10 protein-coding genes and 1 tRNA gene are annotated in these 12,220 nt (G+C 71.9%); 8 read left to right on the top strand and 3 right to left on the bottom strand.

What is annotated here, in order from left to right:
• On the top strand, positions 1-1,517 hold a 1,517-nt coding region (locus tag ABWK99_RS08075; RefSeq protein ID WP_372594187.1), incomplete at its 5' end, for an ABC-F family ATP-binding cassette domain-containing protein.
• Between the two features lie 27 nt (positions 1,518-1,544).
• On the opposite strand, the gene ABWK99_RS08070 is transcribed toward ABWK99_RS08075, so the two are convergent.
• Both ABWK99_RS08070 and ABWK99_RS08065 read right to left on the bottom strand, forming a co-directional pair.
• Positions 1,545-2,033: a MarR family winged helix-turn-helix transcriptional regulator gene (locus ABWK99_RS08070; RefSeq protein ID WP_372594186.1), complete on the bottom strand. Its 489-nt coding sequence runs from the start codon at positions 2,031-2,033 to the stop codon at positions 1,545-1,547.
• On the bottom strand, positions 2,030-2,629 hold the full coding sequence (locus ABWK99_RS08065) for a TetR/AcrR family transcriptional regulator (RefSeq protein WP_372594188.1): 600 nt from the start codon (positions 2,627-2,629) through the stop codon (positions 2,030-2,032). The genes ABWK99_RS08070 and ABWK99_RS08065 overlap by 4 nt, the downstream gene beginning before the upstream one ends.
• Positions 2,630-2,743: 114 nt before the next feature.
• Between ABWK99_RS08065 and ABWK99_RS08060 the strand changes: the two genes are divergently transcribed.
• The 6 genes from ABWK99_RS08060 (at position 2,744) to ABWK99_RS08035 (ending at position 8,841) form a co-directional block, all read left to right on the top strand.
• A tRNA-Gln gene (locus ABWK99_RS08060) sits at positions 2,744-2,815 on the top strand.
• Positions 2,816-2,915: 100 nt separating this feature from the next.
• A complete protein-coding gene (gene glmU / locus ABWK99_RS08055) occupies positions 2,916-4,577 on the top strand; it encodes a bifunctional UDP-N-acetylglucosamine diphosphorylase/glucosamine-1-phosphate N-acetyltransferase GlmU (RefSeq protein ID WP_372594185.1) in 1,662 nt (553 codons plus the stop codon).
• Positions 4,577-5,560 (top strand): ribose-phosphate diphosphokinase, encoded by a 984-nt coding sequence (locus tag ABWK99_RS08050; RefSeq protein WP_372594184.1) that lies wholly within the window; start codon positions 4,577-4,579, stop codon positions 5,558-5,560. Before glmU ends, ABWK99_RS08050 begins: the two co-directional genes overlap by 1 nt.
• Before the next feature lie 263 nt (positions 5,561-5,823).
• Positions 5,824-6,447 carry a 50S ribosomal protein L25/general stress protein Ctc gene (locus ABWK99_RS08045; protein WP_372594183.1) on the top strand — a complete coding sequence of 208 codons (624 nt, stop codon included), beginning with the start codon at positions 5,824-5,826 and terminating at the stop codon, positions 6,445-6,447.
• A gap of 122 nt (positions 6,448-6,569) precedes the next feature.
• Entirely contained in the window at positions 6,570-7,166 is a 597-nt protein-coding gene (gene pth / locus ABWK99_RS08040; RefSeq protein ID WP_372594182.1) for an aminoacyl-tRNA hydrolase, read from the top strand.
• A gap of 316 nt (positions 7,167-7,482) precedes the next feature.
• Positions 7,483-8,841 carry a sugar transferase gene (locus ABWK99_RS08035; RefSeq protein WP_372594181.1) on the top strand — a complete coding sequence of 453 codons (1,359 nt, stop codon included), beginning with the start codon at positions 7,483-7,485 and terminating at the stop codon, positions 8,839-8,841.
• 35 nt (positions 8,842-8,876) lie between these two features.
• Here ABWK99_RS08035 and ABWK99_RS08030 read toward each other — a convergent pair whose 3' ends face one another.
• Positions 8,877-9,503: an acyltransferase gene (locus tag ABWK99_RS08030; protein ID WP_372594180.1), complete on the bottom strand. Its 627-nt coding sequence runs from the start codon at positions 9,501-9,503 to the stop codon at positions 8,877-8,879.
• A 279-nt stretch (positions 9,504-9,782) separates the two neighbouring features.
• Between ABWK99_RS08030 and ABWK99_RS08025 the strand changes: the two genes are divergently transcribed.
• Positions 9,783-12,220: N,N-dimethylformamidase beta subunit family domain-containing protein (locus ABWK99_RS08025; RefSeq protein WP_372594179.1), on the top strand; the 2,438-nt coding region annotated here is incomplete at its 3' end.

Genomic DNA, 12,220 nt, shown 5'->3' with positions numbered 1-12,220 from the left:
TCCATGCTGGCCTTCTCGCCGACGTCCCCCTGGACGCACCGCTGACGACCCTCTCGGGCGGGCAGCGACGCCGGGTCGGCCTCGCAGCCCTGCTCGTGGCCGAGCACGACGTGCTGCTCCTCGACGAGCCCACCAACCACCTCGACGTCGAAGGCGTGGCCTGGCTCGCCGAGCACCTGGTCGCGCGCTTCTCGGGACGGGGGGCCACCGGGGCCCTCGTCGTCGTCACGCACGACCGGTGGTTCCTCGACGCCGTGTGCACGCGGACCTGGGAGGTCACCGGCCGCGACGGCGCAGTCGAGACCTACGAGGGCGGGTACGCGGCGTACGTCCTGGCACGGGCCGAACGGGAGCGCACGGCCGCCACGACGGCGAGCAAGCGCGACAACCTCCTGCGCAAGGAGCTCGCGTGGCTGCGACGTGGGGCACCGGCCCGCACGAGCAAGCCCCGGTTCCGGCTCGACGCCGCGGCCGCCCTCATCGCCGACGAGCCGCCGCCGCGCGATCCGCTCGAGCTCACCCGCATGGCCACCGCGCGGCAGGGCAAGGACGTGCTCGACATCGAGGACGTGACCGTCGCGTTCCCCGCGGCCGACGGCACCGACCGCGTCCTGCTGGACCAGGTGACCTGGCGGCTCGGCCCCGGGGACCGGATCGGTGTGGTCGGCGTCAACGGGGCGGGCAAGACGACGCTGCTGCGGCTCCTGGACGGAGGGCTGGTCCCCACCTCCGGCCGCGTCAAGCGCGGCAAGACCGCCGTCGTCGCCACCCTCTCGCAGGACGTCGGTGAGCTCGACGACATCGCCCACCTGCGGGTCGTCGAGGTCGTCGAGCGCGAGCGGCGAACCGTCGCCGTCGGCGGCAAGGAGGTCACCGCCGCGCAGCTCGTCGAGCGTCTCGGCTTCGTCCGTGAGCGCGCCCAGACGCTCGTGCGCGACCTGTCGGGCGGAGAGCGCCGTCGGCTCCAGCTCTTGCGGCTGCTCGTCGGTGAACCCAACGTCCTGCTCCTGGACGAGCCGACCAACGACCTGGACACCGACACCCTCGCTGCGCTGGAGGACCTGCTCGACGGCTGGCCGGGGACGCTGATCGTCGTGTCCCACGACCGCTACCTGCTCGAGCGGGTCTGCGACCGGCACGTGAGCCTGCTCGGCGACGGCGCGCTGCGTGACCTGCCGGGAGGAGTCGAGGAGTACCTCGCGCTGCGCAGGGCCGCGCTCCAGCAGGGTGGCAGCCGTCGCGAGCCCGCGGTGGCGGCCCCGCCGGCCGGCGTTCAGGGCGTCGCCGCGGCCGCGCCGTCCGCCGCCGAGGTCCGCGCCGCCCGCAAGGAGGTCGCGCGCATCGAACGGCGCCTCGCCAGGATCGAGGACCTGGAGCGCGCGCTGCACGAGCGGATGGCTGACGTCGCGAGCGATCATCAGGCCGTCCACGCCCTGGACGCCGAGCTGCGTGCGCTCGCGGACGAGCGTGCCGAGCTCGAGGCGGCGTGGTTCGAGGCCGCCGACCTCGCCGGCTGATCCCTGGCCGGTGCGCCCCGGTGGCGCTCAGGCGTCGAACGGCGCCATCACGAGCCGGAGCAGCTCGGCGAGGCGAGCGGCCTCGGCCGGCTCGAGATCGGCGAGGAGCTCGCGCTCGACCGCGAGCAGGTCGGCGAACGCGGCATCGACCCGCGCTCGCCCCTCCGGTGTGAGCCGGACGAGCACGCTTCGTCTGTCGTCCGGCGCGGGGGACCGTTCGACGAGCTGCCTCGCCTCGAGCCGGTCGATCCGGTTGGTCATCGTCCCGCTGGTCACCATCGTCTGGGTGACCAGCGCCCCGGGCGAGAGGTGGTACGGCGGGCCGGAGCGGCGCAGCGCCGACAGGACGTCGAACTCCCACTGCTCGAGCCCGTGCCGGTCGAAGGCCCCAGCCCGTGCGGTCGCCAGGTGCCGGGCGAGCCTGCTCACCCGGGACAGCACCGCCAGCGGAGCCAGGTCGAGGTCGGGTCGCTCGGCATGCCACGCCGCGATGATCCGGTCCACCTCGTCGGTCATGATTCCCCGCGCAGGTGCGGCGACTTCTGCATGCCGGAGAGCCCGTTCCAGGCCAGGTTGACCAGGTGCGCCGCGACCTCCTCCTTCTTGGGTCGCCGCACCTCCAGCCAGTGCTGGCCGGTGAGCGCGACCATCCCCACGAGCATCTGCGCGTAGATCGGAGCCGTGCTCGGGTTGAGGCCGCGACGGGAGAACTGATCGGCGAGCAGGTGCTCCACATGCATCGCCACGTCCCCGATCAGGCTGGAGAAGGTCCCGGTGGACTGCGTGACCGGCGAGTCGCGGACCAGGATCCGGAAGCCGTCCGTCGAGGTGTCGATGTAGTCGAGCAGGGCGAGGGCCGTGCGCTCGAGGAGGACGCGAGGGTGCCCGCCCGCCTCGAGGGCGGCCGTCAGTGCGCCCGTCAGCGCCTGGATCTCCCGGTCGACGACGACGGCGTACACGCCTTCCTTCCCGCCGAAGTGCTCGTAGACCACGGGCTTGGACACGTCGGCGCGAGCCGCGATCTCCTCGACGCTGGTCCCCTCGAAGCCCTTCTCGGCGAAGAGCTGACGCGAGACGTCGAGCAGCTGCTCGCGTCGCTGGGCACCCGTCATCCGCGCGCGGGTGGTGCGTTTGGAGGAGGCCATCGGCCCATCATGCCGTGGACTGCTGGCAGACTGGGGCACCGCCCTGCCGGACGCGTCCCGAGCGTGCTCGGCACGGGCCGGTCCGCCCTGGTGTAACGGCAGCACGCAGGCCTTTGGAGCCTTGCAGTCCAGGTTCGAATCCTGGGGGCGGAGCCGGCGCACCACCCTGCCGACGGGTGGGTCCCGGGACGGACGGCGGCATCCTGCGGGCCCGAGCGACGGTAGAGTGGCGACGCGCCCGACCCAGCGAGACATGCGCCTCGCCGCCGATCCGACGGGAGTCCTCGTGCCCGCTGTTCGCCCTGCCGCAGTCATCGTCCTCGCCGCAGGGGAGGGCACCCGGATGAGGTCTGCCACCCCCAAGGTGCTGCACACCCTCGCGGGACGGTCGATGCTCGGGCACGCCGTGGCCGCGGCGCAGTGGCTCGAGCCGGCCCGGCTCGCCGTCGTGGTGCGGCACGAGCGGGACCGCGTCGCCGCCCATGCCCTGGAGCTCGAGCCCACGGCCCTGGTGGTCGACCAGGACGACATCCCCGGGACGGGCCGCGCGGTCCAGTGCGCGTTGACCGCGCTGGACGCCGCCGTGCACGCTGCCGGGGTCGCCCAGCACGCGGAGGGTTCCGCTGCACTTCCCGACAGCACGACGACCGCCGCGCTCCCGTACGCCGTCGACGGGCCCGTCGTCGTCCTCGCAGGCGACATCCCGCTGCTGGACGGTGCCACCCTCGGCGAGCTGCTCGACGCGCATGTCACGGACGGGAACGGCGTCACGGTGCTGACCACCGAGGTGCCCGACCCGACGGGATACGGACGGATCGTGCGGGAGCCGGGGACCGGCGACGTTCTCGGCATCGTCGAGCACAAGGACGCGGACGCCGCGCAGCGGGAGATCGCCGAGATCAACTCCTCGGTCTACGTCTTCGACGCCTCGGTCCTGCGCGACGCGCTCGGCCGGATCGGCCGGGACAACGCCCAGGGCGAGCTGTACCTCACGGACGTGCTGGCGATCGCCCGTGCGGCCGGCCGCCCCGTGCGCGCGGTGCAGGTCGACGACCCGATCCTCGTCGAGGGAGTCAACGACAGGCTCCAGCTCTCGCGACTCGCGGCAGAGCTCAACCGGCGGATGCTGGCCGAGTGGATGCTCGCCGGCGTGACGGTGGTGGACCCCGCGACCACCTGGATCGACGTGGACGTCGAGCTCGCCGCTGACGCGACGCTGCTGCCGGGCACACAGCTCCACGGGATGACGAGCATCGCCGCTGGCGCGGTCATCGGCCCCGACACCACCCTCACCGATGTCGTCGTCGGCCCGGACGCGACGGTCGTGCGCAGCCATGCCTCGTCCTCCCGGATCGGCGCGGGCGCCACGGTGGGGCCCTTCTCCTACCTGCGTCCCGGCACCGTGCTGGGCGAGGACGGGAAGATCGGTGCCTACGTCGAGACGAAGGCCGCGACGATCGGGGCGCACTCGAAGGTCCCGCACCTGTCCTACGTCGGCGACGCGACGATCGGCGAGTTCAGCAACATCGGCGCCGGGACGATCTTCGTCAACTACGACGGGGTCAACAAGCACCACAGCACGGTCGGGTCGCATGTGCGGATCGGTTCGGACAACGCGCTGGTCGCGCCGGTGGTCATCGGGGACGGCGCGTACACCGGAGCCGGCTCGGTCATCCGCCGGGACGTCCCCGCCGGGTCGCTCGGCGTGACGACGTCCCCGCAGCGGACCATCGACCGGTGGGTCATCCGCCGTCGCCCTGGGTCGAGCTCCGCCGAGGCCGCCTCCGCGGTGCTCGGTCATGACGACGCCCCTGCGCTCTCCGCGCAGGCCCAGGCCGAGCTGGCCTCCCATGCCTCTGCACCCGGTCTCCCGGGTGAGGAGAACCACACCACCGTCGAAGGGCAGCAGCTGTGATGACCGGACTCACGTCCAACGACGGGGAGCGACGGCTCGTCCTCATCTCGGGCCGTGCGCACCCCGAGCTCGCGGACGACGTCGCCCACGAGCTCGGCGTCGAGCTCGTGCCGACCACCGCCTACGACTTCGCCAACGGCGAGATCTACGTGCGGTTCGGGGAGAGCGTGCGCGGCGCCGACGCCTTCGTCCTGCAGAGTCACACCGCTCCGATCAACAAGTGGATCATGGAGCAGCTGCTCATGGTCGACGCGCTCAAGCGTGCGTCGGCCAAGACGATCACCGTCGTCCAGCCGTTCTACGGGTACTCCCGACAGGACAAGAAGCACCGCGGCCGCGAGCCGATCTCCGCACGGCTCATGTCGGACCTGTTCAAGACGGCCGGGGCCGACCGGCTGATGAGCGTCGACCTGCACGCCGCGCAGACGCAGGGCTTCTTCGACGGCCCCGTCGACCACCTCTGGGCGATGCCGTTGCTGGTCGACTACGTGCGCACCCGGGTCGACCCGACCAACGTCGCCGTCGTCTCGCCCGACGCCGGCCGGATCCGGGTGGCGGAGCAGTGGGCAGCGAAGCTCGGCGGCTGCCCCCTGGCCTTCATCCACAAGACGCGCGACATCACCAAGCCCAACCGCGCGGTCGCGAACCGGGTGGTCGGTGACGTCGAGGGACGCACCGCCATCCTCACGGACGACCTCATCGACACCGGTGGCACGATCGCCGAGGCGGTCAGGGTCGTCCTGGCCGCAGGGGCGAAGGACGTCATCGTGGCGGCGACCCACGGGGTGCTCTCCGATCCCGCAGCCCAGCGCCTGCAGGACTGCGGCGCACGCGAGGTCGTCGTGACCGACACCCTGCCGATCACGGAGGAGCGTCAGTTCGACAAGCTGACCGTGCTCTCGATCGCCCCGCTCCTGGCCAGGGCCATCCGTGAGGTCTTCGACGACGGCTCGGTGACCTCGCTGTTCGACGGGGCCTCCTGAACCCAGCGGCTCCGACGTCCCCGGTTCCCTCGAACCGCGCCGGGCGGGTAGAGTACCCAGGTTGCCTCGGCGAGGGACATCGGACGGACGCGGGCCCACGGGCCGTGAACGCAGGTCGATGACTCCGTGATCGACGCGGTGCGCCTGTCGTGCGCCCGCTGTCCCGCGCCGAGGCCACCGCAGCCCCACCCAGGAACCACCGGTCCGCCGCACGCCCGTCGTGCCGTCGCTGGCCGTCCACCCAGCACCGAAGAGGAGTCACCGTGTCCGAGGTCAAGCTCACCGCCGCCACCCGCACCGAGTTCGGCAAGGGCGCGGCACGCCGCATCCGCCGTGCCGCCCAGATCCCCGCCGTCCTGTACGGCCACGGCGCCGAGCCGCAGCACGTCACCCTCCCGGGCCACGAGACGACCCGCGCGCTGCGCCACTCCAACGTGCTGCTCGGCATCGAGCTCGACGGCAAGGTGCAGCTCGCGATCGCCAAGGACATCCAGCGCGACCCGATCAAGGACGTCATCGAGCACGTCGACCTGCTCGTGGTGCGCAAGGGCGAGAAGGTCTCCGTCGAGGTCAACGTGCACGTCGTCGGCGAGTCCTACCCCGGGACGATCCACGTCGTCGAGACCCAGTCGATCCTCCTCGAGGCCGAGGCGACCGCTCTTCCCGAGTACGTCCAGGTCTCGGTCGAGGGTCTGACGGACGGCACCCAGGTGCGCGTCTCCGACCTGGAGCTCCCGGCCGGCGCGACCTTCGGCGGCGACCCCGAGACCGTGATCGTGACGATCTCCACGCCGCAGGCCTCCGCAGAGGACGAGGCCGCCGTCGAGGAGCAGGCCGCCGCGCAGTCGGCCGCCTCGGCCGTCGCCGCGGAGTCCGAGGAAGACTGAGTCACCCGATGTCCCCTCAGGGCGGTCCCGGCGCGCGCGCCAGGGCCGCCCTGAGTCTCACCCGGGCGCGGTTCCGCGCCCTGCTCGGACGAGATCCGGGCCGAGTCGAGAGGTCCGAGCCCATGACGGCTGCATGGTTGGTGGTCGGGCTCGGCAACCCCGGCCCGGCGTACGCGGGCAACCGGCACAACGTCGGGCAGATGGTGGTCGCCGAGCTCGCGAAGCGCGGGTCGGCGACGTTCACCTCGCACCGGGCCCGGGCCCGCGTCGCGGACGTCCGGCTCGGGGTCCTCCCCGGCGGTGCACCCGGTCCGCAGGTCCTGCTGGCCGCGCCGCTGACCTACATGAACGTCTCCGGCCAGCCGGTCGCCGGGCTCGCGCGGTACCTCGACGTGCCTGCCGAGCGGATCATCGTCGTGCACGACGAGCTGGACCTCCCCTTCGCCTCGCTGCGGCTGAAGTCCGGAGGCGGGGAGGGCGGGCACAACGGCCTGCGGAGCATCAGCTCGGCGATCGGCTCCAAGGAGTACCTCCGGGTCCGCGTCGGGGTCGGGCGGCCCCCCGGGCGGATGGATGCCGCCGACTACGTGCTCAAGGACTTCTCCGCCGCGGAGAAGAAGGAGCTCCCGTGGCTCGTGGACGCGGCCGCCGACGCGGTCGAGATGATCGTGCTCCAGGGCCTCGGGGCGGCGCAGCTGCGGTTCCACACGAGCGGCTGAGGGGCCGTCCGCCGGGCCGGCGGGAGGCAGGCATGCCGGGTGAATTCGTCGGGGACGGGGGGTGCCGAACGGGTGAAATCGGACAAAACCCCCACAAAGGTGCCGGTTTGCGCGATAGTGTCGTGCGCGAACCAGGTGAGGTGACCTAGTGACTCTTGTTGCCGATCGAGCACTCGAGGAGACCCGTGAGGGCGATCGCCGGGGGGTCTCCAACGAACCGCGTCGTTCGTGGGCGTCTCCGAGGCCCTTCGAGGTCCGCGCCGACGCGGCCGGGGATCCCGCCCTGCGAGCCAGTCGCTGGTCGGTCCTCGGTGCCGTGTACCGCCGGCGCACCGTCGGGCTCGACGTCGTCACGGTCCTGCTGACGCTCGGCCCGCTGATCGTCCACCTGTTCGGGGCCTCATGGGCGGCCGCGGGGTACCTGGTCCTGGCGCCGGTCGGCTTCGCCGCCCTCGTCTCCGCCTTCCGCGGCTACGAGCTGAGGTCCCTCGGCGACGGCCCTGCGGAGTTCCAGGCCGTGGCCCGCGCCGGAGGGTTCAGCGCGTTGCTGCTGATGGCCCTGAGCTACACGGCCCAGGTCCACGTGCCGCGCAGCCTCGTCTTCGTCGGGGTCCCGGTGGCGGCCCTCGCCGTGATGCTCGTGAGGTACGGCCACCGCAGGTTCCTGCACCGCGCCCGGTCCGCCGGCGACGCGATGAAGCGGACCCTCGTCGTGGGTGACGCCGTCGACGTCTCACGCGTCTCGCGGGAGCTCATGGCGACGCCGTACCACGGCTACCACGTCGCGGGCGTCTGCGTGCCGAGCGTCGACCGGGCGCCGACCGTCGACGGCATCCCCGTGGTCGGGGCGATCGCCGACGTCCCCCAGGTCGCCATGGACCGTGCGATCGACGTCGTCGTCGTCGCCGGCCCGAGCCTGTCCGGCAAGGCCCTTCGCCGGCTCTCGTGGGCGCTGGACCGCGTCGGTGCCCAGCTCGTGGTCGTCCCGGACCTCGTCGAGGTCACCGGTCCTCGGCTCACCGTGCGTCCGACGGCCGGGCTCTCGCTGCTCGAGGTCGAGGTCGGCGTGCCGCGCCGTCGGCTGCTGACCAAGGCGTTGATGGACCGCGTCGTGGGGACGGCCCTGCTCCTCGTCGCCGCCCCGATCGTCGGCCTGGCCGCCCTCGCGGTGCGGCTCACCTCACCGGGAGCCGCGTTCTACCGGCAGACCAGGGTCGGGGTCGACGGAGCGACCTTCACGATGTTCAAGCTCCGGTCGATGTACGTCGACGCCGACGCCCGCAAGGCGGACCTGGCCGCGCGCAACGAGGGCGCCGGCGTCCTGTTCAAGATGAAGCGCGATCCCCGGGTGACCCCCGTCGGCCGGTTCCTGCGCCGGTACTCGATCGACGAGCTGCCCCAGCTCCTCAACGTCGTCCGCGGAGACATGTCGCTCGTGGGGCCCCGGCCGCCGCTCGGCGACGAGGTCGCCCGCTACGAGGACGCGGCGCACCGCCGGCTGCGCGTGAAGCCCGGCCTCACCGGGCTCTGGCAGGTCTCCGGGCGCTCCGACCTCACCTGGGAGGAGGCCATGCGACTCGACCTGCGGTACGTCGACAACTGGTCGGTCTCGATGGACACGCTCATCCTGTGGAAGACGGCTCGAGCGGTGTTCGGGGCCGCGGGCGCCTACTGAGCTGCCGGTCCTCGTCGGCCCGGGCCCCGGGGTGCCTAGCCTGCCGTCGAGGTGTCCTCGACCAGGGTGCCCGACTCCTCGCGGAACAGCTCACCGGTCGTCTCGCAGCGCCAGCGCCCAGGCTCGTCCTCGACGAGCGGAGCGCCGGCCCGGCCCACCCAGCCGCGACGGGTCGCCGGGACGCCGGCCACGAGGGCGAAGTCCGGCACGTCCTTGGTGACGACGGAGCCGGCCGCCACGAGTGCCCAGCGCCCGATCGTCACCGGCGCGATGCACACGCTGCGTGCGCCGATCGACGCACCCTCGCGGACGGTCACTCCGATGGCGTGCCAGTCGTCCCCGGACTTCAGGCTCCCGTCCGGGTTCACGGCGCGGGGGTAGTAGTCGTTCGTGAACACGACGGCGGGGCCGATGAAGACGCCGTCCTCGAGCACCGCCGGCTCGTAGAGCAGGGCGTAGTTCTGCACCTTGCAGTGGGCCCCGAGCCGGACCCCTGGGCCCACGTACGCCCCGCGGCCGATGATGCACCCGGAGCCGACGACGGCCTCCTCCCGGATCTGGGCGAGGTGCCAGACGCGCGTGCCGTGCCCGAGCGTCGCTCGCTCGTCGACGTCGGCCGTGGCGGCGACGACGGCCTGCTCGTGCGGGATCTGTGCAGGCATGGCTGCCCCTCCAGGAGAGTCGGCGGCACCGGAGCACCGGGCCGCGAACGCGCCGCCTCGGCCTCGGGGCGGCGTTGGCGTCACGCTACTCGACCCGGTTCACCGCCCACGAGGACGGGTCGCCGCGCGCTCGCGCGGTCGCGACATCGTTCGCGAGGGTGAACCTTTCGGACAAGCCGGGCGAAGTGGTCACCTGCGTGCATGCCACGTGGCAGCCTTGAAGGGCGCGTTCACCGTCCGGACGCGCGTTGTCAGGCTTGCCTCATGGAATGAGCCCCGATGATCTCCGCCGCCCGTGGCGTCGCCCGCCTCACGTGCATCGCTGTCGCCTCCCTCGGGGCGGTGGTTGCGGGACCTGCCTCTGCGGACCCTGTCGAGTGTGTCGACACTGCCAACCCGGTCGCCTGCGAGAACGCGATCGTGGAGAGCCCAGCCCCCGACTGGGACATCGAGGGTGCAGGGGACCCGACCATTCAGGGCTTCGCCACGGAGATCTCGGTGGACGCGGGCGAGACGATCGACTTCAAGATCGACACTCCGGCGACCTCGTACACGATCGACGTGTACCGCACGGGGTGGTACGGCGGGAACGGGGCGCGAACCGTGGCGTCCCTCGCGCCGTCGGCGACCCTTCCGCAGACCCAGCCGGTGTGCATGTCGGACCCGACCACTCAGCTCTACGACTGCGGGAACTGGGGGGTCTCGGCGTCCTGGACGGTGCCGTCGACCGCGGTCTCCGGCGTCTACGTGGCGAAGCTGACGCGTACGGACGTCACGGACGGGGGCTCGAGCCACATCATCTTCGTGGTGCGGGACGACTCCTCGACCTCGGAGGTGGTCTTCCAGACCTCGGACACGACCTGGCAGGCCTACAACTCCTACGGCGGAGCCGACTTCTACATGGGTGCGTCGGAGGCCCTGCAGAACGGATCGCAGACCCGGGCGTACAAGCTGTCGTACAACCGTCCGTTCGTGACGCGTGAGGGGGTGACGGCGCGGGACTTCTACTTCTCGTCGGAGTACGCGATGGTGCGGTTCTTGGAGCGCAACGGGTTCGACGTGTCGTACATCGCGGGGGTGGATGCGGATCGGTCGGGGTCGTTGTTGCTCAACCACCGGGTGTTCTTGTCGGTGGGGCATGACGAGTACTGGTCGGGGGCGCAGCGGGCGAATGTGGAGGCGGCGCGGGACGCGGGGGTGAATCTGGCGTTCTTCGCGGGCAACGAGGTGTACTGGCGGACGCGGTGGGAGCCGTCGGTCGCGGGCACCGCGACGGACTATCGGACGTTGGTCTCGTACAAGGAGACGTGGTCGAACGCGAAGGTCGACCCGAGTTCGGAGTGGACCGGGACGTGGCGTGATCCGCGGTTTGCCTCGCAGGCCAATGGTGGGGGTCTGCCGGAGAACGGGTTGACGGGTACGGCGTACACGTCGAACTTCACCGATCTGGCGGTGACGGTCTCGGCGGACGAGGGCAAGTTGCGGTTGTGGCGCAACACGGGGCTGGACGCGCAGGCGGCGGGCACCTCGACGGCGTTGGCCCCGCACACGGTGGGGTATGAGTCCAACGAGGACCTGGACAACGGGTTCCGTCCGGCGGGGTTGATCCGGTTGTCGACCGTGACGGGTGCCGCACCGGAGTACTTGCAGGACTACGGCAACACGACGGCGCCGGGGACCACGACGCATCACCTGACGATGTACCGGGCGCCGAGCGGGGCGTTGGTCTTCGGTGCGGGCACGATCCAGTGGGCGTGGGGTCTTGACCAGACCCATGACGGGGACGGTGCCCCGGCCGATGCGCGGATGCAGCAGGCGACGGTCAACGTGCTGGCGGACATGGGTGCGCAGCCGGCGACGTTGATGGCCGGGTTGGTCGCGGCGTCGGCTTCGACGGACACGACGGGTCCGACCGTGACGATCACCTCGCCGGTGGCGGGTGCTGCGGTGGCGAACGGCGCGATGGTGACGGCGACGGGCACGGCGAGCGATGTGGGTGGTCGGGTCGCGGGGGTGGAGGTCTCCACCGACGGTGGCACGAGCTGGCACCCGGCGTCGGGGACGACGTCGTGGACCTACAGCTATGTCCAGCACGGCAACGGCACGACGTCGCTGCGGGTGCGGGCGGTCGACGACTCGGCGAACATCGGGTCGGCGGCGAGCGTGGACCTGACGGTGTCCTGCCCGTGCAGCGTGTTCGGGGCCCAGGTCCCGGCCACGGCCGCGGCGGATGACTCCTCGGCGGTCGAGCTGGGTCTGCGGTTCAGCCCGACGAGCAACGGGTTCGTCACCGGGGTGCGCTTCTACAAGGGCACCGGTAACGCGGGGACGCACGTCGGCTCGCTGTGGAGCGCGAGCGGTGCCCGACTGGCCCAGGTCACGTTCACCGACGAGAGCGCGACCGGCTGGCAGCAGGCCACGTTCTCCACCCCGGTCGCCGTGAGCGCCGGGACCACCTACACCGTGTCCTACACCGCACCCCAGGGGCGGTACGCGATCGAGAGCGACGCGTTCTACTCGGCCGGCATCGAGGCGCCACCGCTGCGCGTCGCGGGCGGGTTCGGTGCGCAGGCCGCCGGGGTCTACGCGGCCCCCGGCGTCTTCCCCTCATCGAGCTTCGGCTCCTCCAACTACTTCGTCGACGTCCTGTTCGACACCACCGACACCTCACCCCTGACCCTCAGCGGCCGCCAACCCCTCGACGGCGCCACCAGCGT

The sequence above is a fragment of the Actinotalea sp. genome (assembly GCF_041597215.1).
Lineage (GTDB): Bacteria > Actinomycetota > Actinomycetes > Actinomycetales > Cellulomonadaceae > Actinotalea.
Note: the sequence above shows the minus strand (reverse complement) of the source record. Positions and strands in the feature narration are given on the sequence as shown.